General features: G+C 48.2%; 17 protein-coding genes. 10 read left to right on the top strand and 7 right to left on the bottom strand.

All coding sequences use genetic code 11. From position 1 onward, the window contains the following. Positions 1-9: 9 nt before the first annotated feature. The 3 genes from ABU190_RS16720 (at position 10) to ABU190_RS16710 (ending at position 4,337) form a co-directional block, all read left to right on the top strand. Complete coding sequence (locus tag ABU190_RS16720; protein ID WP_354691892.1) at positions 10-1,098, top strand: DNA cytosine methyltransferase; 1,089 nt, start codon at positions 10-12, stop codon at positions 1,096-1,098. Between the two features lie 1,336 nt (positions 1,099-2,434). Further along, on the top strand, positions 2,435-3,403 hold the full coding sequence (locus ABU190_RS16715) for a retron St85 family effector protein (protein ID WP_354691891.1): 969 nt from the start codon (positions 2,435-2,437) through the stop codon (positions 3,401-3,403). A 1-nt stretch (position 3,404) separates the two neighbouring features. Beyond that, entirely contained in the window at positions 3,405-4,337 is a 933-nt protein-coding gene (locus tag ABU190_RS16710) for a retron St85 family RNA-directed DNA polymerase (protein ID WP_354691890.1), read from the top strand. A gap of 651 nt (positions 4,338-4,988) precedes the next feature. Here the strand turns inward: ABU190_RS16710 and ABU190_RS16705 are convergent. After that, entirely contained in the window at positions 4,989-5,477 is a 489-nt protein-coding gene (locus ABU190_RS16705) for a MarR family transcriptional regulator (protein WP_271851441.1), read from the bottom strand. A gap of 133 nt (positions 5,478-5,610) precedes the next feature. Here ABU190_RS16705 and ABU190_RS16700 point away from each other — a divergent pair, with 133 nt between their 5' ends. Continuing rightward, positions 5,611-6,765 (top strand): MFS transporter, encoded by a 1,155-nt coding sequence (locus ABU190_RS16700; protein ID WP_354691889.1) that lies wholly within the window; start codon positions 5,611-5,613, stop codon positions 6,763-6,765. Positions 6,766-6,978: 213 nt separating this feature from the next. On the opposite strand, the gene ABU190_RS16695 is transcribed toward ABU190_RS16700, so the two are convergent. Then, positions 6,979-8,622, bottom strand: coding sequence for a hypothetical protein (locus ABU190_RS16695; protein WP_354691888.1), 1,644 nt, complete (start codon positions 8,620-8,622; stop codon positions 6,979-6,981). 220 nt (positions 8,623-8,842) lie between these two features. On the opposite strand from ABU190_RS16695, the gene ABU190_RS16690 reads away from it, so the two are divergent. Beyond that, positions 8,843-9,058 (top strand): hypothetical protein, encoded by a 216-nt coding sequence (locus tag ABU190_RS16690; protein WP_354691887.1) that lies wholly within the window; start codon positions 8,843-8,845, stop codon positions 9,056-9,058. A 158-nt stretch (positions 9,059-9,216) separates the two neighbouring features. Here the strand turns inward: ABU190_RS16690 and ABU190_RS16685 are convergent, their stop codons facing one another. After that, positions 9,217-9,375, bottom strand: coding sequence for an STY0301 family protein (locus tag ABU190_RS16685; RefSeq protein WP_354691917.1), 159 nt, complete (start codon positions 9,373-9,375; stop codon positions 9,217-9,219). 359 nt (positions 9,376-9,734) lie between these two features. On the opposite strand from ABU190_RS16685, the gene ABU190_RS16680 reads away from it, so the two are divergent. From ABU190_RS16680 to ABU190_RS16665, 4 genes are all read left to right on the top strand, one after another. Continuing rightward, positions 9,735-10,766 (top strand): alpha/beta hydrolase, encoded by a 1,032-nt coding sequence (locus ABU190_RS16680; protein ID WP_354691886.1) that lies wholly within the window; start codon positions 9,735-9,737, stop codon positions 10,764-10,766. Positions 10,767-11,011: 245 nt separating this feature from the next. Further along, complete coding sequence (locus ABU190_RS16675; protein ID WP_085006185.1) at positions 11,012-11,413, top strand: BPSL0067 family protein; 402 nt, start codon at positions 11,012-11,014, stop codon at positions 11,411-11,413. After that, positions 11,400-11,762 carry an STY0301 family protein gene (locus tag ABU190_RS16670; RefSeq protein WP_071195890.1) on the top strand — a complete coding sequence of 121 codons (363 nt, stop codon included), beginning with the start codon at positions 11,400-11,402 and terminating at the stop codon, positions 11,760-11,762. The genes ABU190_RS16675 and ABU190_RS16670 overlap by 14 nt, the downstream gene beginning before the upstream one ends. Before the next feature lie 88 nt (positions 11,763-11,850). Beyond that, on the top strand, positions 11,851-12,216 hold the full coding sequence (locus tag ABU190_RS16665) for an STY0301 family protein (RefSeq protein WP_354691885.1): 366 nt from the start codon (positions 11,851-11,853) through the stop codon (positions 12,214-12,216). 111 nt (positions 12,217-12,327) lie between these two features. Here ABU190_RS16665 and ABU190_RS16660 read toward each other — a convergent pair whose 3' ends face one another. The 4 genes from ABU190_RS16660 to ABU190_RS16645 form a co-directional block, all read right to left on the bottom strand. Continuing rightward, positions 12,328-15,270, bottom strand: coding sequence for a two-component regulator propeller domain-containing protein (locus ABU190_RS16660; protein ID WP_354691884.1), 2,943 nt, complete (start codon positions 15,268-15,270; stop codon positions 12,328-12,330). A gap of 404 nt (positions 15,271-15,674) precedes the next feature. Continuing rightward, a complete protein-coding gene (locus ABU190_RS16655; RefSeq protein ID WP_354691883.1) occupies positions 15,675-16,256 on the bottom strand; it encodes a histidine phosphatase family protein in 582 nt (193 codons plus the stop codon). Positions 16,257-16,408: 152 nt separating this feature from the next. Continuing rightward, entirely contained in the window at positions 16,409-17,260 is an 852-nt protein-coding gene (locus ABU190_RS16650) for an MBL fold metallo-hydrolase (protein ID WP_354691882.1), read from the bottom strand. A gap of 177 nt (positions 17,261-17,437) precedes the next feature. Next, positions 17,438-17,947 (bottom strand): hypothetical protein, encoded by a 510-nt coding sequence (locus tag ABU190_RS16645; protein WP_354691881.1) that lies wholly within the window; start codon positions 17,945-17,947, stop codon positions 17,438-17,440. 490 nt (positions 17,948-18,437) lie between these two features. Between ABU190_RS16645 and ABU190_RS16640 the strand changes: the two genes are divergently transcribed. Next, positions 18,438-22,145: a tetratricopeptide repeat protein gene (locus tag ABU190_RS16640; RefSeq protein ID WP_354691880.1), complete on the top strand. Its 3,708-nt coding sequence runs from the start codon at positions 18,438-18,440 to the stop codon at positions 22,143-22,145. The last annotated feature ends 6 nt before the right edge of the window (positions 22,146-22,151 follow it).

Below are 22,151 nucleotides of genomic sequence, written 5' to 3'. Positions count from 1 at the left end.
GGAGTGAAAATGCAGCTACATTCTAGAAAGATTAATAAAAATTTACACTTCACTGCAATCGATATGTTTAGTGGCTGCGGTGGTTTAAGCCAAGGCCTTGTACAAGCTGGTTTTATCTTGAAGGCAGCCATAGAGATAGATCTTAAAGCGAAAGAAACGTATGAACTAAATCACCCTAACTGTCATATGTATCATGCTGATGTGAGAAGTTTAAGCCCAGAACAAATCCTTCGTGATCTCAATATAGGTCCGGGGGAGTTGACTTTGTTGGCAGGGTGCCCACCATGTCAAGGATTCTCTCGGTTAAGAACAAAAAATAAAATTTCTTCTATTGAGGATAGTCGAAATGATCTGATTTTTGAATTTATACACTTTATTTCAGTTATGAAACCAAAGATGGTGATGTTAGAAAATGTACCAAATCTGGCCTCAGATGAACGGTTTAGTAACTTTTTAGAATTTCTGAGCAATAATGGATATTATTATTCATATGATATTGTGAATGCTGCTAATTACGGAGTGGCACAACGCAGAAAACGATTAATACTTTTAGCCTCAAAAGAGAAAAAACCTGAGATGGCTAAAAGAAATGATAAATCTCTCCATGTTCGGGATGTGATTTTCGATATTGAATCAAAGGTCGATTATCAAGATAGTATTCATTATCTTAAAGATAAGCGTTCTCCTCAAGTCATTGATATAATAAAGAATATTCCTAAAGATGGAGGTAGTCGTAAAGATTTACCTGAGAAATATCATTTAGATTGCCATAAAAAAATATCTGGATTCTTTGACGTTTATGGACGAATGTCATGGGATGATGTTTCACCGACAATAACAAGTGGGTGCAATAACCCATCAAAAGGGCGATTTTTACATCCAGTGGAAGACCGAGTTATTAGTTTAAGAGAGGCCGCAATGTTGCAAGGATTTCCACTTCGCTATAAATTTGATATTAAGCATGGTAAAGGTGCAATTGCTCTGATGATAGGTAATGCATTACCTCCTCCTCTTATTGAAGCCCACGCAAAAAGTCTATTAAATTGCATTGTAAATAATGAATCTGACTCCATTACGGATAAGAATAATTCTTTATGAGTCAGAAAAAATGGACAATAATATTATCTTTATCGCATATCAAAGCGAGTTTCAGGCCCACAGTTGAACGTTTAAGTGATATTGCGGATCGCGGGCAGAAACTGCTGCAAAACGCCTCTGACAAGGATCTGACCGAGTTCACGGAATGAGTATCAGGATTTTCAAGCCAACATTGATCCCGAAGATGATGATAGCCGAAGCCTTCAGGATGAAGCATTAAGTTGGTTAAAAAACACCCGCCTAAACAGGACACAAAATCCATTGGGGGTATCTTTGGGGGTATCACCAAAGATGAAACAGGTAATTTATATTATTAATCATATTAATAGGATATAGGTATTGTTCCTATTATCGCACCATCCCCTGGTATTCTCAAGTCAACTCACCTCAATAAAACCCTTTAAAAACATAGAAGTTAAGCTGTTTTCAGTCGTTTGAAGTCAACCCCTATCTATTGAAATCAACATGCTGTTGGGGGCACAATCGGGGGCATCTACTGTTCGGTTCAGGAAATGTGCCATCAATTATGCTTCATTCCCGCAAGGTTGAAGCTGCTAAAGGACAAGAGAAGAGCTATAAGCTCGCAGATGATGGAGGCGGTCTTTACCACCAGCCCCAGCGCTCTCAAGGGACCCGGAAGTGTGCCCGGCATTGATTATTTGGTCAGAAACTTTTTCAGTCTCTTTTTGTGGTAACTCATTAAATCTACTCTATTTATTATTTTCGCGTTCAGTGCTGTCTCTTCCTGAATCGTGACATAAAATAAAAAATTCCTTCTGAAACAATTACCTGGAAAAATTGCGCAAGTACTGGAATTGCTGAAACTGAAAAAAACTGAAATCCGTTTCAATTTTTTCAGTCTGAGGTTTATGTCAGAGAGCCTGTACTGGCGCGGGCTGGCTTACCCGTTTGTAGAAAAACAAAACTGAAAAATTTTACTGATATGAAAGTGGCAGGCGGGTGCGGTATAGCGCCGTTTTTGCGGCTTTAATGAATTTTGCGTGAGATAACGGTAAGTACCATCGCTTAGATGGGATTGTGATATTTGGGCTGGTTATCCATTGATCATTCTCTTTTTTTTGCTATCCTAATTCTGCCTTTACGCGTGGGATAACAGGTTTATCCTTGTCGGGCGTTTCGCCAGACACTAACTTATTGTGGACATTTAGGGTTGCGCTTTAGCACTTTCAGCAAGATCCTTCATTCCACTGCGTTTCATTTCAGGAGCTTACTGAAAGTCTAAAGCGCATCCTTTAGGTAAAGGGATTGAAGGTGGCTAGTTAGCCACCTTTTCTTTTAGAAGAAGGGGGTCACAGGGGTGAGTGATTCTGCGTACATGAACGCATTACAAGAGCAATTTGGAGATTTGCAATATTCAAACTTCATTGTTCAATTTATGCCGCCAATTATTTTCGTTTGTGGTGGACCGATTAATGCGAAGCCCATTAGTGTACGAGATCACATATTTACCTATGTAGCTGGGCATAACCCTGATTTATCTGATTCTCTTGTTTTGGCCGAAAATTTTCATGATTATTTCAAAGATGGTGCATATTCAGATTTGATGAGTTTTGAGGATGACATTGCAAATATATCAACGCTTGTTGTAATTTGTTTAGAAAGTGCTGGCTCTTTAGTTGAATTAGGTCTTTTTGTTAATAAAAAATCGCTTGCTCAGAAATTACATATTGTAGCTCCACTTGAAGAAATTGAAGGTAACAAGGCAAGGAAGATCCCTCCAAGATCCTCTTTTATATATTTAGGACCCTTGGAGTATCTTAAAAAAATTGATGATGCTTCGGTGTCGGTTTATCCGTGGCCAAAAATAGATAGCATGAAATACGATGAAGCGGAATTAATTTATCACGATATATATTCGCGGCTTAAAAGGGTAAAAAAAACAGAACGATACAATTCTGAAAATACTGGGCATTTGGCTATTTTAATCTATGAAATAATACTACTATCTGAACCTATTAAAAAAACAGAAATAGAGTGGGCGCTATATTGTATGGATATAGATGTACCACAAAAAGTTATATCCCGTTTGCTTTATTTGCTTAGCAAAATGAATTTAACATCTTCATTGTCATATAGCGGTACTGACTATTATTATTCTCGAGGGCGTAGAGAAAGCAAGCTTAAATTTGGTATTAGCGCCAGCGGTAAAATAAAAGATTCTATGAATATCAAGGTCGCAATTCGGCAATCATACCTTAGCATGGACGCAAAAGAGATGGATGAGACAGCTAAAAAAAGAAAGAACGCACTAAATCAAATAAACATTCTACGAGGAGGGGCTTGATATGGAATTATTAAAGTATATTGCTAACGGTCTTTTCCTCAGTGATGAAGAAGCAAAGAGATATATTGTTACGATCCCGAGACGATATAAAAAATACCATATATCTAAACGGAATGGTAAAGATTATAGATTAATAGCTCAACCGGCAAGACAGGTTAAGTCTTTGCAACGCGCTGTCTTAAAGTATATGTCTAGTGAATTAATAGTGCATGAAAGTGCTTTCGCATATGAATCTATGAAAGGTATTAAAGCTAATGCTTTGATTCATTGTTCTAATGATTACTTACTTAAAATGGACTTCAAGAATTTCTTTCTAAGTATTAAACCATTTAATCTTCTGGGAAATTTAAAAGAGTTTGGTATTGAACTAAATCAAACGGATGTATTTGTGATTGAAAATCTTTTCTTCTGGAAACTTAGAAGAAGCAGCCCTCTTAGGCTGAGTATTGGTGCTCCATCATCGCCTAAAATTTCGAATGTGGTTATGTATTTTTTTGATGATAAAATGGCAAAAAAATGTGCAGCATTAGGAGTGGAGTATTCGAGATATGCGGATGATTTGACATTTAGCACTAAAGAAAAGGGGGTGTTATTCAATATGCCTAAGTTAGTGCGAGAAATACTCAATGAAGTTAACTTAAGAAATATAAAAATAAATCATGAAAAGACAGTTTTTTCTTCTAGGAAGTTTAATCGCCATATAACTGGAGTAACTATAACTACTGAGGGGCGTCTTTCTTTGGGGAGAGAAAGAAAGCGACTGTTAAGAAGTAAAATACATCACTACGTTAAAGGCGTATTGTCTTCAAAAGAAATACTTACCCTGAAAGGGGAATTAGGATATGCAAAATTTATTGAGCACAGTTTTTACCAATCGATGATTAGTCGGTATGGCGCGAAAGTGATAGATGCAATCTCTAAATATGAAATCTGATCTAGTGTTTTTTATTGGGAGCAATTTAAGAAGTTATTTTACAAATGTCGGTTCTTAATATGCGGTTACGATACGTCCCTCGATATATTTGCCGACTTATAATCTAACTTAGTCATGTGATCGTAGTTTTCCAATGGGGCATTTTAGGGGGCACATCTCTTAAGTGTTTTTCATTTAATGAATTAAAACAATAACTTAAATGTTGTATCTGTTCCTATTATCGACACCATTTCAAATTCTCCCTATGTTTCCTGAAACCAGTTCAAAGTATGTATACTGTAATTTGCAGCCCGTTTTTTATTTCCTGTTATTAACTGGAATCACGTTCAAGCCTATGGATCTGAACGATATCGTAGCAAAGCACTATTCGGGAGCGCTGCCTGCGAAATAAGAAGTGATGCTTTTATCGACATTGCTATTTTAATCTTAATAGAAGTTATTAAACGAGGTAATCCCTATGGGGTCTTCCGCTAAGCAAACTATCAGTACGCAGTCCCTGTCGAGTTGGCCGTTGTTGTCGAAAATCTGGCAATAGTGAATCGCCTCGAATTCAACAGACACCTCAGAGCCATTTAACGATGGCTTAAAGAGAGGTGCCCATGAGCGGGCCTTTAATTACCCGGCCATTAGATATGAGCGGGAGCCGCAATCTCAGCCCGGAAATGTCAGCAGCAACTCCCTTAATAATGATTCAAGCTGCTCCCGTTTAGCCTGGGAGAGGTTGGCCAGTATCGCGTTTTGCGTTTCAGTGTGGACGAGAAGCGCTTGTTCGATACGCTCTCGCCCATAAGCTGTCAGGCTGACCAGTGTGCTGCGTTTGTCATCGGGATCATGAATTCGCTCAATCAGTCCTTGCTCTTCAAGATGGTTAAGGCGATTCGTCATCGCCCCGGAAGTGACCAGTAGCGATTTATATAACTGTGTTGGAGAAAGACAATAAGGCGCGCCGGCTCGGCGCAAAGTGGCAAGGACGTCAAATTCCCCGTCGCGAAAGCCGAACGGCTCCAGCGCCTGAGCGCGCATCTTCCCCAAATGCTTCATCACCCTCAACATTCGGCCAAAAACTTTCATTGAAGAGGCGTCAAGCTCAGGCATTGCGCTGTCCCACTGGCTGACAACGAAGTCGATATGGTCATGCATTTTCGTACCTTAAATAGGGTTATTTATCGAGTTGTGCGGTCCATCTTACACAAGGAATACATTTATCTTAATGTTAAGATAAATGCTTACGCATTTTTTGCTGGAGCAATCACATGCCTAAAAGGATTACGTTTTGAAACGCATAGCATCTTCGCCCTTTATGTTCGCATTTATCGCTTTTTTGATCGGGTTGAATCTTCGCCCCATCCTGGCTTCCATCGGACCGTTATTTCCGGTTTTACAGCGTGAAGCAGGGCTATCCGCCACGGAATTCAGTCTGCTCACCACTTTGCCTGTCGCCATGATGGGGCTGGTTGCGCTGAGTGGACCATGGCTTTTAGCCAGAACCGGTGCAGTCCGGGGCATTACAGTAGGGCTTTCCATCCTGCTTTTCGCCTGTTTATTCCGGGGCTTTAGCACATCACTCACGGGGCTTATGTGTACAGCTTTAGCGGGTGGCGCGAGTATCGGCATGATCCAGGCGTTAATGCCAGCGCTGATAAAAAAGGAATACGCACAATCGGCCAGCACATTTATGTCTCTGTTCAGCACCGGAATTATGGCCGGTGCGGCGCTGGCTGCCGCCACGGCCGAGCCATTGTTTACCCGGCTTGATTTAAAGCCTACGCTGGCAATAGCCGGTTTGTTAGCGCTTCTTGCCCTGATATTTTGGCTGTCATGGGCCAGACACCGCCAGGTAGAAAAAACGGTGTTTGCAGAGGTGACATTATCGTCATCCAGGACATGGCTGTTATTGCTATTTTTTGGCATCGGGACAGGTGCCTATACCCTGGTACTGGCGTGGCTTCCCCCTCTCTATATCCAGGCGGGCTGGAGCGCACGGAGCAGCGGCTATATGCTGGCCTGGCTTACGTTGACCGAAGTTGTAGCGGGCTTTGCCGTTTCAGCGCTGATAACGCGCTTTCCTGACCGCCGTGTTCCGCTGCTCATCGTGCTGTTGATGTTGCTGGCAGGGTTGATGTGTCTTGTCTTTTCTCCGGGAACCACGCCAGTTGTGTCAACATTGCTGCTTGGTTGCGGTATTGGCGCGCTGTTCCCGCTATCGCTCATCGTGACATTTGATCATGCCCGAACGCCGGCCGAGGCAGGGAAACTGTTGTCACGAGTGCAGGGTGGCGGATATCTGATTGCCGCGCTGATGCCATTAATCGCCGGTATCGTGCGCGACAGCGGTGCGTCACTGACAAACGCGTGGCTCATCATGAGTGCAGGCGTCATCCTGTTGATTGCGATAGCCTTACGCTTTAAGCCTGGTGTGAGTAGGTAAAAATAACGGCCTTATTCCCGCTCTGCCAGTTACCTTCGGTGTTGACCTTACCTTCATTGTCAAACCAGAAGGTATCTGGCAATCAGATGGGCTTATTGGCAAACAATATGTGTCTGTTCTGCGCTACCTTCGAACCATGCTGAGCATTTTTTTGTAGTGCCACGCTAGTGATGAACAACGAAAAAATCACTATGCGTGGCCGTCCAGAGGTGTTTAGCGCTGTCGTCGTATATACAATCGAGTTTCTGAAACGATAATAATTAATAGCATCGCAAGACTAATTAATCCTGGGGTGATGTAAATATTTTTATCATATCCTAGAGCGATGGTATGCATGCCTTTCTCTACGTTCGCGCCTATAAAACCATTATCTAAATATATTGGCTGTGTCTTTTTATTATCAACCATAAGATAATAACCAGAATACATAATATAAGGTAGGGTAAATAGGGATGGTTTTTCTGCTTCAACCTGAAAATAAGGATATCCATTATTAAAACCATTCGGTTTTTCAATAACAAGAGATCCTGCTGTATTGAGGGACTCATGAGTGATTGGGAATTTTATATTGTTATTAACATAATCACGGTATAAAATGTTTGAACTAAATTCCGGCGGTGTGGAAAAAATTGCACCATGGATCGGGAATGTGATTTGCAATGCGATGAGTATCGGTAAAATAAATAGCCAGCTTTTTGTTTTGTTCATCCATTGCAATACAGGCAGTACAGCATAAAGGGAGAGGATTGCAGTGATGCAACTCAATAATCTCCATGAGAACTGAATTAGCTGTAATACAGATATTTTTTCAGGTATCCAGTTCCATGAAAAAGCAGGGCATAGCATTAATGTAAGAATACCAGCGATCAGAAGCATAGATCTTGATGTACGCTCTTTATCAGTGAATAGTGCAATAAAAGATAAAACAATAATTAAAATTCCAGGGCTTAGAAATAAGCTATACCCAATCGTTCCACTTGTGTTTTTAGTTGCAAGTAATACGTGGACAAATTTAACCCTGGTTTGATTTATAAATTCATAAGATTTCTGCATTTTGGTGAATGCAAAGATATCAGAGTAATGCATATGATAGATCAGTGGTAACCAGTAAAAGCTGGAAATTAGTAGACTGACCAGAGCTGATTTTGCCAGAAAAATAATGATTTCACGGGTAATGATTTTTTTGATGTTTATCAGCAAAAATATGAAAAAGAAAATCAATACGACGATGAAACTAGGGATGTTGGCTAATAGTATTAATGTGCAGGATAAAGGAATGAGCTTTCGATCTTTGTCTCCTGTTAATAATGCATTGCATCCTCTAATAAGTAATGGCATAAATGCCATTGCGAGACATTCCCCGACAGCAAACCTTTGGAAGAAATTGCATAAGAAATAACTTGAGCTAATAAAAAGTGTTGCGCTGATATGGCCGGCTGTTGCGGATGAAAACTCCCGTTTAGCTGCATAGTATGCTGAAAATGCTGAGATTAGAATAATTGATCCCAGGGTGAATTTCATCTGTAGCGCATTATTGTCAAAGCCAAATAGAAAAAGTCTGCTTATAAAAAGCAATAAAGTACTCAGAGGGGGATAAAATGCTCCCCACGATAAGCCGTACTGATTTTCTGTCCAGTAGTCAAAAAGGGGAGGGAATTGTTGATGGTCAAGTTGTGCATTGAGAGCTTGCAGCCGTAATACATGTGGCCCCCAATCATCGCCTCCCCATAAGTTATGGTGGAACATTGGAATGAAGAGAGCCACTAAAGTCAAGCCCAGCAAAAAGAACGACCACCGTTGAGTGGTCATTTCATCGCGCATATCTCTTCCCATCGCAGGTTGCAGTTTTACGTCCATAAAGGTCAGGTTCCACACAAATTTTGTGAATTTTGCGGTACTCTAAGGGATCTAATTATTATTTGTACATGATTTTTTCAAAGGTTCATCGACATACTCTCCGTTGCAAGGAGTCGATAACAATGAATTGTTATAAATTAAACCGTCTCACTATTCTTCGACGTATTAGCATGGCTTTTTCGCGTTTTGCTTGTGTTATGATCCCTTTCGGTGGTGTGAGATGAAAATTATCCTGTTTATAGTTGTGCTGATTGTTGCGCTCCTCCTGATCCCTGATCGTTGGGCTAACGATATTTTTATGCGTCATATTTCTGTTACGGGTGACGGCGAAGAGGCAATGAACAATTACGCCTTTACGCTGTTGCTTATCAAGACTGATCTGGCTGCTGTGATTGCTGCTCTGGTGCTATGGGGCTACCGTTTATTTAAACGCTGATTAAATGTTGAGTAGTAAATGTTCTGTATGCGATGAAACACTGCGGAGTGTGAACAATTTACTGTTCACCTCTTATGGATGGTTTATGGCGTATCGCCAGTTCCGCTAAGCGGGCGATATCTGGCAATGCGCAGGTTTATTCACAGGAGGCGTAAAACTCATCTTTGCTGTATCCATACCATTTCTTCGTCTGTATCCGGTAATAATGACGCCCTTTCTTCTGGCGGCCCGATGAAAACATTATCGACATTCATTCGGTATGTTTTATTGCCGTCCTGTAAAACAGGTGGGCAGTTGACTTTTTCGGCAAAAAACAGCGCAGGAAAAGAGAAAAACCGCGCAACCTGAAATTATTTCCTTACTCCACGACATAGTCATTCCCTTCGGTGTTTTTGGGGCGGGAGAATTTTCCTGCTGATCATATCAGTTAGAGGGTCTTAAGGTAGTCCTCAAATAACTTGCCACGCTCATGGCGAAATTTTTGCCCCGTGAAAGCATGGCGTTTGGTTCAGTATGCTACGCGCTTGCCAATGACATCACCCGCGCCAGAGATTTTGTGGTGCGAATCATCGGATTACTGCATCAATTACATCGACTTCTTGCGTTATTCATCGGTTAATTCGAATGATATCCTGCGTCAGGATCGGGAAAAATCCCCCTACACAAGAAGGACATTATGAAATCAACATCCCTTATTCTGGCGGGCTGTATGCTGTTATCGTCCGCTATTTCACAGGCGGTTGCCGCTGCCGATACCTTGCCCGGATCAACCGAGGGCGCAAAGATAATGAAATTCACGCCGTCACAGGATCAGACCGATTTATTCAGCAACGTGATTTACTCGCAGGTCAAAGATGGCGTGGCGCTCAGGCAGCTCAGGATGTCGCTGTTGGTCCCGCGCAATAATGACCTGAAACCGGCCATTATCTATTTCCCAGGCGGCGGTTTTATGACGGCCAATCACGATAAATACATCGCGATGCGTATGGCGCTGGCGAACGCAGGTTATGTGGTTGCCGCCGCGGAATATCGCGTGATTCCGGATAAATTCCCCGCGCCATTGGTCGACGGGAAAACGGCGGTACGTTACCTCAGAGCGCACGCCAAAGAGTACAACATCGATCCTGCCCGCATTGCCGTGTTGGGTGATTCCGCCGGGGGATGGCTGGCGCAAATGCTGGGAACGACCAACGGCGAAAAAGAGTATGACAAGGGGGATTACCCCGAGCAGTCATCTGACGTTCAGGGTGTGGCCACGATTTATGGCATCTCGAATTTGCTCAATATAGGCGAAGGTTTCCCGGAACAGATACAGCAGGTACATCGCTCAGCGGCGGTGACCGAAGCGTTACTGGTCCACGGCGCGGCATTTCGCACCTTTGCCGGGGCAACCATCGACAGCGACCCGAAAAAAGCGCTTGCCGCAAGCCCTATGGGCCATATTACCGGCCATGAACCGCCGTTTTTGATTATGCACGGCAGTGCGGATACGCTGGTTTCTCCTCAGCAAAGCGCGCAGTTATATCAGGCGTTGAAAGCCAAAAAAGACACCGCCGAGTATGTCCTGGTTGAGGGGGCGGAGCATGGCGATATTCACTGGTATCAGCCGCAGGTGATTGACCATGTTGTCGGCTGGTTTAAGCACACGTTAGGCGCGCCGACAAAACAGAACGCGCCCGCGAAAGCGGATAAAAAATCTAATCTGTAATCCCGTCCTGGGATGCTGAGCCTGCCATTAATAGCTCTTTATCAGGGGGAGGGCAGGCTCAGAGTCTTCATTTTCAGCGGTCAACAATCACGGCGCGCTTTTCATATAATCGGTTGATAAATATATAATACATACCTCAGCCAGCCAGGAATTTTCTTAATTTAAAATCCGCCCTTGTCCTCTATTTGCATATCTTTACATTAGATGCAGAATGTCATCACTCAACTTCTACGGGTGTTAACTCCATGGCATATATCGCAAAAACACCGTTAGCGTATGTCGGTCAGTCTGTAGGTAATGGTCAGTGTGTGGCGTACACACAAAAAGCGGCCAATATGCCGCGCACGGTAGCATGGAAACGGGGCGAATTAGTTAAAGGTAATATGACCATTGCTCCCGGTACGGCGATTGCCACGTTTGATGCGGATGGTCGCTATGGCAACCATACTGACGGACGTTCCCACGCCGCTATTTATCTTGGGCAGGATGCGTCGGGCATACAGGTACTGGATCAGTGGATGAACCACCGGACACTTCCTTCTGGTGAACGTGAGGCCACGCCACATTATGTCAGCAAACGCACCATCCGCTTTCATAAGGCACCACGCGCGGAGAACAATGGAGATAATTACTATGTTGTGGAGTAAGACGCTTTTGCTCGGTGCGGGGCTGTTTTTATCTGTTGGTGCGGCTCAGGCAACAACGGTTTGTCCGCAATATCCAACGCAGCAAGATAAAACACACGCCTTAAACGATGCCAGTTTGTTCGTGGGGCCGCCTAAGGATTTAGTCGAACTGATGCCGGATAACGATCGGGAGACGGTATGGACGCTGCCTGATTATCAGGATGAGGCGAAAGAGCATAAAACGTCGCTCTATTTTATATGCCACTATAAGAACACGAAGCAGAGCGTCGAGTTGATTGTTCCTGCTACCGCCAAAAAATGTTCCGTTGCCTATGATAAAAACCGTAAGCTTATAGCTGCTTGCGAATAACGTCTCTCAGCACAGGTATGGATTCGCGGTTTTTGTTCAGAAACCCACTATCAGCATGGGTGTCTGAATGGCAATAACGGAGACAAATATGTCGTGGAGTAACGCATTATTATTGAGCGCCAGCATGTTTTTGTTTTCAGGTATTGCCCAGGCCGAAAAAATAAACTGCCCTGAGACGTTAAAGGAAAATAATAAGACATACACAATGAATTACGTCAGTCTTTTTATGGGGCCTCCCGAAGAGAAAGCGGATGTAATGCCAGACACGCTTGATGCGTGGGTATGGACATTAAAAGATTATCAGGACTATGTGAAAGAACATAACACGTCTTTATTCCTGGTCTGCGGTTATAAAGGGACAGATAAAACCACAACAATTAAAGTCCCTGCCGATGCAAAAAAATGCTCAGCCCACTATGGCAAGAAAGAGGCTGTGTTAGCGACCTGTGAGTGATCCTGGGCGTACACGGGAAAAATGCCGGGATATGGACGCCAAATTGAGTTTTAAACCGTTAATACGCCACAAAACCCGCCTCCCGACGGGTCTCTCATTCCACATCAAACCCTAAATCTGAAAATGACCAGATGCGCTCTCCTCTTCGCCGGACCAGCAAACCACTTTGTTGCGGCCAGTCTGTTTGGCGATATACAGCGCGTGGTCGGCCTGCTTAATTAACGCGTTGCTGTCACTGGCAGAGGACGACTCCGCCAGGCCGAAGCTCGCGGTCACCTGCAGCCCTTCGGCGATATGCCGATAATCCGTCTGCGATAAGGTAACCCGCAGTGATTCGCAAATCGCCGTGGCCTGCGCTATCGGCATATGCGGGAACAGCAGAGTGAACTCTTCACCGCCCCAACGGGCGCTCAGCCTGGCATCCTGCTGTGTATTACGCAGCAGGACCCCGATACTTTGCAGCACCTTATCGCCCACTACATGCGACCAACGGTCATTGATCTGCTTAAAGTGATCAATATCGAAGATTGCCAACGTCAGCGGATAATCATGCGCACGGGCATCGTCGAAGCCGAGCATCAGTTGTTTATCAAAGACCCGACGGTTTGCCAGCCCGGTCAACTGATCCTCTTTGGCCTGTCGTTCAAACTCCTCAGCCTGCTCCTGTAAGGCCAGCGTCTTGGCGGCAACCAGCGTGCGCAGACGCTCTTCGTTACGGCGTGCCTGCCTCAGGCACCAGCAAAAGACCATAAACAGCGCCAACAGAAACAGCAGCACTAACAGCACCTGAAAGAGTGGCCGCTGCCAGAAAAACGGGTTAATGCGCAGATTGATAACCGTGTCCGTGCCATTCCACTCGCCGTTGGGGTAACTGGCGGAAACGTTGAAACGGTAGTTCCCCGGCGGCAGGTTGGTGTATTCCGCTGACGTATTGTTTTCGCGATCGATCCACTGTGGGTCAAAACCCTCCAGACGGGTGCGATAACGAATACGCTCTGGCAGAACATAGCCCAGCCCGGAGTAGTTTATCCGGATGCGTGTTGTTCCGGCAGGAAAGGTGTAGTCATTGTCGAGCGGCGTGGTGTTACTCTCAACCGACTCCACCACCGCAGCTAACCGTGTCTTGCTAAATTCTCCTAATCGTTCAGGGTGAATCATCACGGCACCGCGGGCGGTCGCCACCCAAATACCGCCATCACCGGCGCGCGTGGCAGCAGGCATTGAGCCACCATTGGCCTGCGCGCTGATCATCCCGTCACTTTCACCGAACGTGGTTACGGCAATCTGCCGCTTACGCCCCTCAATAACATCCACGGCTTCGGCTTTGCTTATCCGAATCATGCCGCGGTTCGAGCTAAGCCACAGATACCCCATATTGTCGGGTATCACCTGGAACAGTTTGTCGATGGGCAGACCATTTTTACGTCCCACCATACCGATTGCGCCATCGCTGCTCCGATAGCGGAGCAAGCCCCGGTCGGTTGTCATCCACATATAGCCTGGTTCGCTGTAAAAGCCGAAGGCATATTCGGCATTCTCCATGGCGGAAATATCGATGTGCTCAAATTTTCCGTTATGAAAAACGGAGACCCCCACGCCAGTACCCACCCAAATGCGCTGCTGTTCATCTTCCTGCAGCGCCATAATAAAGCTGGCAGGGAGACCGTCATCTGCCGAGTAGGTATGGAGCGTGCCATTGGCGCGTAAGACGCTCAATCCGGACGCCGTGCCAATCCACAGGTTCTGCTGGTGATCGGTGAGGATGGCGCGAACCTCGTTACCGGGTAGGCCATTAGATTGCTGTAATACCGGGGTTAATTGGCCATTTTTCCAGTGCAGCAGGCCATCGGTATAAGTACCCACCCATACGCTGCCATCCGTGGCTTCGCCGAGGCTCAGTACCGACGGCTGCGTGTGTTGATTCCAGTTAATTTGTTCGACGCGCCCATTCCGAATGCGGTTTAGCCCGGTACTGGTGCCCACCAGGATACTGCCGTCCGAGTGCGTCATCACGGTACGAACATAGTCGCCATTCAGGCCCTGGCGGGTGCTCACGGTGATAAACGGCGCGCGACGCAGGCGGATCAATCCCGAATTAGTACCAATCCAGATACTTTGTTCCCGATCTTCCAGGATGCTTTGTACGCGGTTATGAACGATACCATTATCAATATTCAGGTGTTCCAGCCCTTGTGGACTGAGGCGGAATATGCCGTGGTTAATGGTGCCGAACCAGATATCTCCACGCTTATCCTGCATCATGGTAGAGACCACTTCGTTGGTAAGTTCCGGGTGCAGCGGCTGAAAATCTTCACCGACGCGCTTCCAGACGCCGGCTTCGGTACCCACCAGTAAGGTGTTATCGTCTGTTACCAGTAAACTAAAGGCGCGGACTTGCGGCAAACCGCTGGCTGGCGGCACCGGGGTCGCTTTATTGTCGACCACCTGATACAGACCATTGTCGGTTGCGGCCCAGATAGTGCCATCCGCGTCTTCCACGCTTTTGTTGGCGGTGACGTTATCGAGAATATGCACATCTCGCGTTGCGCCGGTTTCATTGGCGGGGCGCATTAACAGGCCTTTTCCGGGCATGGTCACCCACAGATTGCCTTTACTGTCGCGCATGGCGGAACCAATCATGGTCGGTGCCGCAGCATAGGGTGTCCAGATGCCATCTTTCCAGGAAGAGAGACCGCCGCGAGCGCCTGCAACCAGCAGGCTGCCGTCTGGCCCGGCAACAAACGCCAGCGTTCCGGAGTCGGGCATGGCGCTTTCGCCGCCGCGTTCGAAGACCTGAAAGGTTTTGCCGTTGTAGCGGGCGAACCCTTCCCAGGTACCGAACCATAAATAACCTTCTCGCGTCTGTGCGATGGCGTTGATGCTATTGTGTGGCAGGCCGTCTTTTGTCGACCAGGTTTCAATAAAATATTCGCTTAATGCAATGTGTGGCTCATCTGCCAGTACCGGGCGGCAGAAAAAAAAGAGAAACCCAAAAAAGAAAAGACGCAGGGTATCAGTGAAAGTGTCGATATATTTATGCATTGCTCTGTGCATTAATTAACCACCCTGTCTTTACTGGTTACATTATGAATACAGATAAGACTCAGCGCTAAAGTCGAAAAAGGGATTTTCTGTTTTTGCTTTATTTTTCGATACATTCCAGGTATATATTTCGGTCGCTATTTTTCCTCACGAAATTTACATCGCCTTAAACTAAATCAAGCTTATAAACGTTTTGATATTCGGCACGGGAGACGGGCCATTTTTATGCGCTGATTTAAAGATAATGCGCTGTTGTATCCCGAATTGTCTTCTTGTTTTAAATAGAATTATTAATAGCACTACTCTTCTGCTTTCGCGCATTTTTATCGCACTTTGGTGTTGCTATAAAAGAAACGATGGCATATTAAAAGGAATAACGAGGTTATCCTTTCCCTCGCTATTTCCTTTTACACCGATTATTGCGCCGGGGCAGAACACTGGCTGGAGACGTCATTCAGCCCTTCGGTATCTTTGGTAAAAGATTTAAAATGCTGCTGTGCGTCAAGCTGAACCACATAAATCGAATCAAAGTCCGCTGATGGCCATGAAGGCACCTGCGACGCATCGCCACCCGTCTGGGTAATCAGCGTTTTCGCGGCGGTGACCAGATTTTTATGCTCCCAGGAAATAAACGTCAGCGGCTGGTTTTGCTGCGCCAGCAGTGCGGAAACCAGTTCGCTGGTGTCATCAGCATGGAAACGCAGTACCACCGGTTTGGATACCTGAATCGCCAGCGGCGTGATGGTGGTCAGCGGGCGCAGCGAGCTGCCGGTTTTTTTCTCTTTCGGCGCTGAGGCATACAACGCGTCCGGGTTACCGTAGCGCTTGAGCAGCACCGAGGGGAGACTCAGCGCCCGGTTTAACCCTTTGCAGGTGAGCTGCCCGCTGTTGTTGTCCGGTTTCTCGCCGTGACGAAAGAAGACGTAAGTGCTGTCAGCCGATGCGGCCAGGGGAGAGAGTAGTGCCGCGCTAAGTAACGCTACAAGCCAGCTTTTCATTGTGTTTTTCCCACGTGTCAGAGAGAGATTTTATCAGGGATGAAGACGTGACATCCTTCCATCCCCTGCGCTGTAACATCGAATAACGTTGTCGAAGAATAGGGCGAACCTGCGCGCTTCCCAGCCACCGACACGGGTCACAGGGAAGGACATCATAGTGAGTCAGCCGTCGGGTAGACGAGCCGATAGCCGCCCTCTGTCGGCACAATATGGGCAAAGCCCGGAGACGCGAAGTGCATCCCGGCGACCAGCCATTTTTCGCTGGCGGCTTGCGCGAGGATCGTCTGGCGTGTGGCTACCGCCTGTACCGGATCGAGGTCAAAAGCGATGGTCACATGAGGGTGTGCGCACTGAATATGCGGGAAATGGACAATATCCCCCCAGAAAAGCAAGCTCTCCCCCTTCGAATCAATCCGAAACCCGGTATGGCCCGGCGTATGCCCCGGAAGCCAGACCGGACGGATGCCTGCGATATCGGTGTTTTCATCCAGATAATGAATCTGCTGCGCACAGGCTGCCAGCATACGGCGCGCCAGCGCGAAGTTACGCTGCGCACGTTCGCTGGCCTGCCGGAGCTTGTCATCGTCGAGCCAGTAGTCTGCTTCGAGAGGATGCAGGTATATCGCCGCACGCGGATAAACCAGCCTGCCATCGTCATCAAGCAGGCCGCCAATATGGTCCGGGTGGCAGTGCGTCAATAGCACCGCATCGATCTCATCCGGGCTGATGCCCAGCGCGCGCAGTTTTTCCCCGAATAACCCTTCGACATTGTTCCAGCCACCGGTACCGCTATCCACCAGCAGCGTTTTTCCCTGCCCTCGGATGAGATAACCATTAATGTGAATATTGCCGGGTTCGGTTATACCGGCCTCGCGCTGGATTTGGCCGGCATCTGCGGCAGTAATGCCCTTTAACAGTTCCAGGCTGGCGCTCATATTGCCATCGCTCAGGGCGGTAACCTGAAAATCGCCGATCTGCTGCGAAGCAAAGGAGGGAGGAGTCATTACGCATTCCTTTCAGGACGATGATCAATAATGCATTAATCAGGTAAATATATGCTGATGTTTCATCATGCTACGCGCAGTCGCGCTCCGGCGAAACCAGCAATATTTCATTACCCATTGCCATTTTGTCACTAATGGTAAATATGCTGATGCTTTCTCAGGCCGACAGACGGAGCCTCAGGGGAATGTAGTGGCGTCTATCACCACCATGCCCAACACGTTGGTCCGCTTAATTACCCGCAGAGTTTTATCTGAAAAGAGATTGCCGGAGGGCTCGCAGATGCGGATCTCTTCATCAAGATCGCGGTCATAGACGCTGGCCCCGGAGCAGCTTCGTGAGCCGCCAGAGCTGTAGCGATAAGGGGCGGTATAGGTCGATTCAACGCCGGGCAGCAGCCAGGTGAGCGTGGTGAAGAGCGCGGAAAAAACGAACACCATCCCCAGGGCCATACCGCACCAGGCTTTGAGATATTCCGTTCGTGTGCTGATATTGGCGGCAAAGCGTTTTCGTAGGGCAAAACAGACGACAACCGTCATCGCAAGCGCGGTCATCACCATATATCGAAACGCCGCATGGGACAGGAAGGTAGGGCGATAAATCATGTTGCGCCAGGCGAAAAAGCCAAAAATCGCCGCCACAACGGCAATGGCGAGAGTCAACAAATACGGGTAAGAATACTTTTTCATCTGCGGCTCTCCCTGCGCGGCTGCCTTTATATTTTGTCATTGTCAGATAACAGCGGGCGGGTAACAATCCCTGTTTTCAGGAAGGCGCGTTTCGACCAGTTCTGGGGGGATGACGAACCCGGTCAGAAAGGGCAAAATGCCAGGCTGACAGCCCATCTTGTAGCGGTGACATTGGGGTCCAGATAAATACATGGATAAGTCAGATTGTTCAGAACGGGATTTATCCTCGTTAAGCGCTATCGCTTTATTGTCTCTGCATTCAAAAATACGCTCCCTTTTACATGCGCATGGTGTTCTGCGTACCCAAAATCGCCCGGTGGGTGATGATGCGCGGTGGCGGGTGGCCAATATGGATCGGATTTGGGCATCTCCACGCTGGAGAAAATTCTGGCGTCAGAACGGGTCGATGATTCGGTGAAACGTCAGGCCCGGAACCTTATTCGTCGTTACGGATAAACATGTTACCGACCAACCACATGGAACAGCGCTAATGCCAACGTCAGCCAGTCAGCCTCGCCAGATTCGCCTGTTTTTGTCTTCCACCTTTCGGGATATGGAAAACGAGCGTCATGAATTACTGACCCGCGTTTTTCCCCTGTTTCGACAGCAGTGTCTTGAACGCCAGGTGGTATTTAGCGAGATTGACCTGCGCTGGGGGATTACCGAAGAGGATGCGCACAACGGCCAGACGGTGCAAATCTGCCTCGAAGAGATCGCCCGCTGCCGTGCGCTGGGCATTTCGCCGTTCTTTATTGGCTTTATCGGCGAACGTTACGGTTGGGTACCACAGCGTCACGATCTGGAAAATTACTGGCACCAGGCGGCGCAGGATGAAAACCCCTATGCCCGACGTATCGAAGCGGCGCTGGCGGAAGGTATCAGCGTTACCGAGCTGGAGATGCGCTTTGGGTTTATGGACGATGCGCAGGGGGTCAGCAGGCAGCGGGTCCAGCTCTATTTTCGCCATCAGGATTTAACGGCTTCTCTTGCCGGGAAAGAGTCGGCCACGTTCTATGAAAGCACAGAAGCGGCCCGCGGCAAGCTTGCGGCCCTGAAAAGGGCAATCAGAGAGACGCACGCGGAGTGCATCGGTGTTGATGGCTACCAGGCGATCAGCGAATTTGGTCAGCAGATCCTCGATTTCTTAACTGCCGAACTGGATACCCACTTCCCCCTTGATGAGGTGCCGAATGAGCGGCAACTCAGGTTACATGCGCAACAATGCTATGCGCTTTCCCGGCGCGAGAACTATGTGCCGTTGCCCGCTTTTAAACAGCAGGTTGAGACATGGGCACAGGACCGGCTTGCTGCCATGCTCCCGAATGGAGATCAGGCGCGCGATCCCCTGAACCGTCTGGCGCTGGTCGGCGATTCCGGGCGGGGGAAAAGTGCGTTTATGGCAGACCTGGTGGCCTCTGAAACCTTTAACACGGCGTTGGTGATCGCCCATTTCGTTGGCGCGGACGGCGATAACACGCCGGAAAGCTGGCGTGAGCGGGTGCTCCAGGTGCTTACGCCTTATCTGCCCGCCACGCTTGACGTTCCCACCGAAGATGACGCGCGCTGGGCGGCGTTTGCGGAACTCGTGAGCGCAGCGCAGGTGCAGATGGGCAAGCCCATCATTCTGCTGCTGGATGCCATTAACCAGTTCTCCCCTCAGGAGGCGGGGATGCGCCGCCTCAATGGCCTGCGCTTCTTACCGGGCACATTGCTGGTGGTGACCTCAACGGAACCGCTACCGGACACGTGGCAGACGCTGGCTTTCCCGGAACTGACTGAAGCGCATCGCCGCGAGGCCATAACGTTGTTTTTGCGCCAGTACAGTAAAAAGCTGCCGGAGACCTTAGTCGGGCAACTGGTTGCCGCGCCCGCCTGCGGTAACGCGCTGTTTTTGCGTCTGGTGATGGAAGAGTTACGCCTGCATGCGGATCACGACTCCCTGATGGCACGGGTGAGCGCATTACTCACTTATGATGATGCGGGGCAACTGTTCCTGGCGCTGTTAAATGAAACCGACCGGGATTTTCGCACGGAGGGATACTCCCTTGCCAGCCATGCGACGACGCTGATTGCCGCTTCCCGCGCAGGGGTATCACACAGTGATTTAGCCGTCCTGCTGGCACCGCATCTGCACCAGTCAGGCCTGAAAATGGCCGACCAGACCTTGCTGCGCTTGCTGGCGCGTATTGCGCCGTTTTGCCTGAACGAAGACGGCAGGTTGCGTATCACCCATACCATCTTTACCCAAACGCTTACCGCGCTGTCGCCGTTGATGTCCCCGTCCCGGCGGGCGCTGGTGGCCCGGTTTAATCAACGGGATGCGTTTTCGGTGGCCGAGCGCACATACCAGTGGATGGCGCTGGAAAATTATGAGCAATTGGTGGAGACCCTCGGGCATGTCGACGCCTTTTGCGCGTTACAGCAAAGCTACCCGGAGCTGGCCTCGCAGGCAATGCTCACACTTGGCGCCGGGCGAAGTTCCCTTTCGCTGTTATTACATGCGCTGGTGGAAAACTGGAATGTCTGGCGCCCTGAGGTGGTGTTTACGCCCACAATGAACGCGGTAAGCGCCTGGTTTTTGCAACGCGGATTCTGGCAGATTGGTGTGCGCTGGAGTGAACTGGCGGCTGTTCTGGTACGCAAAGCCACGCCCGTTAACGTGATCAACACCATGGGGACGATCAATAGCCTGGCGCTTTTCTATCGCCTGCTTGGGCAGTATGACAAAGCGGAACCGCTGCTTCATGATGCGCTGGCAATGATGCGCAAGATGTTGCCCGCAGGGCACCCGGATATTGGCGTCGTGCTGAATAACCTGGCCGGAATTTACGGCGCACTGGGCCAGCCGGAAAAAGCAGAGCCGCTGTTGCGCGAAGCACTGCAAGCGGTGAGCAACGAAAACAGTATCGATTTTGCCAACCTCGCCCAGAGTCTGGGGGAGTGTTATCAGCAACTGGAAGAATATGAGCAGGCGGAGTCTTTACTGCGTAAATCGCTGGCGGTGAGAACGCGTCTGCAGGCCCGCGACAATCCCCATCTCATCGGCTTAAAGCGCAGCCTTGGCGGGCTCTATATGGAGCTTATGCGTTACGACGAAGCCGAACCTGTTTTGCTTGAAGTGCTGGCCTTGCGTAAGGCGGTTTTGCCGCCGGAACATCCCGATATCGCCACAAGTCTGAACGATTTGGGAGAACTCTATTATCGTCAGGGCGACGCCGATAAAGCCGAACCGCTGTTTACGCAGATGATGGACATCCGGCGTAAATCGTTATCGCCGGGCCATCCTGACTTCATTGCCGGGCTGTTCTATATGGCGGAGTTATACCATTCCATGGGGCGCCTTGAAGACGCCGCATCGCAACTGCGCGAAGCCATCCCTTTGCTTGAGCATCTGCCGGATAATCAGGCGGAGCTGCTATTTGCCCGACAATCGCTGGCAAACCTCTATATGGAAGACGATCGCCATGAAAAGGCGATCCCGCTGTATGAAGCGATGATGACCACGCAGTCTGAACTGAGTCGGCCTGAAAGCCCGGTGATGTTACGGTTACTTGATGACCTTGGCATGCTCTACCTGGGCCAGGATCGTCTGGATGAGGCGGCCTCCTGCTGGGCGAAATGGCTCGCTGTACAGGAGAGTAAGCTCGCACCGGAGAATGCAGGCAGGCTCAAGGTCATGCGTAATCTGGCCTGTACTTACAAAGCACAGCAGAAATATCAGGAAGCGAAAGCATTGCTGCTGCAAATTATGTCGCTTCGTGTTGAGCATAACCATGGTGACGTTGAGCTTAAGGCGCAGTCCGTGGCGGAGGCAGCAGAAATGCATTATTTTCTGGCCGAGTATGCGGCTGCGGAAACCTTATATCGCACGCTCTTTACCATGGTGGAGCCGCAGTGGCTTGAAGCATCCCCGGAAAAAAATGCGCTGTTTCAATGGCTGGTGGCAAGAGGCGTGCTGGACAAAACGGGTCGCAAGGAACAATGGGGGCAGACGCCTGTCAGTATGGCGACCGCGTCATGGCAGACATCCCTAAAAGTCGACGTCTCAACATGGTCAACAGCGGCACAACCTGGAACGCCAGCGGAGCCGGTATCCATGACAGATGAATCTCCGGCGGAACCTGCAAGCGCGCAAACAGAGGCAAAGCGTAGCGTGGGCGAAAAGCTACGCAGTGCCTGGAATAAGCTCGTTCACTAAGCGGGC

Origin of the sequence: Phytobacter sp. RSE-02 (assembly GCF_040578655.1) — a bacterium.
In the GTDB taxonomy this organism is placed as follows: domain Bacteria; phylum Pseudomonadota; class Gammaproteobacteria; order Enterobacterales; family Enterobacteriaceae; genus Phytobacter; species Phytobacter diazotrophicus.
Note: the sequence above shows the minus strand (reverse complement) of the source record. Positions and strands in the feature narration are given on the sequence as shown.

Coding starts and splice junctions, on each gene's coding strand:
- ABU190_RS16705 (WP_271851441.1), bottom strand. CDS start 5,477: ATGCATGACCATATCGACTTCGTTGTCAGCCAGTGGGACAGCGCAATG.
- ABU190_RS16650 (WP_354691882.1), bottom strand. CDS start 17,260: ATGACTCCTCCCTCCTTTGCTTCGCAGCAGATCGGCGATTTTCAGGTT.
- ABU190_RS16675 (WP_085006185.1), top strand. CDS start 11,012: ATGGCATATATCGCAAAAACACCGTTAGCGTATGTCGGTCAGTCTGTA.
- ABU190_RS16715 (WP_354691891.1), top strand. CDS start 2,435: ATGAACGCATTACAAGAGCAATTTGGAGATTTGCAATATTCAAACTTC.
- ABU190_RS16695 (WP_354691888.1), bottom strand. CDS start 8,622: ATGGACGTAAAACTGCAACCTGCGATGGGAAGAGATATGCGCGATGAA.
- ABU190_RS16640 (WP_354691880.1), top strand. CDS start 18,438: ATGCCAACGTCAGCCAGTCAGCCTCGCCAGATTCGCCTGTTTTTGTCT.
- ABU190_RS16720 (WP_354691892.1), top strand. CDS start 10: ATGCAGCTACATTCTAGAAAGATTAATAAAAATTTACACTTCACTGCA.
- ABU190_RS16645 (WP_354691881.1), bottom strand. CDS start 17,947: ATGAAAAAGTATTCTTACCCGTATTTGTTGACTCTCGCCATTGCCGTT.
- ABU190_RS16690 (WP_354691887.1), top strand. CDS start 8,843: ATGAAAATTATCCTGTTTATAGTTGTGCTGATTGTTGCGCTCCTCCTG.
- ABU190_RS16655 (WP_354691883.1), bottom strand. CDS start 16,256: ATGAAAAGCTGGCTTGTAGCGTTACTTAGCGCGGCACTACTCTCTCCC.
- ABU190_RS16665 (WP_354691885.1), top strand. CDS start 11,851: ATGTCGTGGAGTAACGCATTATTATTGAGCGCCAGCATGTTTTTGTTT.
- ABU190_RS16660 (WP_354691884.1), bottom strand. CDS start 15,270: ATGCACAGAGCAATGCATAAATATATCGACACTTTCACTGATACCCTG.
- ABU190_RS16670 (WP_071195890.1), top strand. CDS start 11,400: ATGTTGTGGAGTAAGACGCTTTTGCTCGGTGCGGGGCTGTTTTTATCT.
- ABU190_RS16710 (WP_354691890.1), top strand. CDS start 3,405: ATGGAATTATTAAAGTATATTGCTAACGGTCTTTTCCTCAGTGATGAA.
- ABU190_RS16680 (WP_354691886.1), top strand. CDS start 9,735: ATGAAATCAACATCCCTTATTCTGGCGGGCTGTATGCTGTTATCGTCC.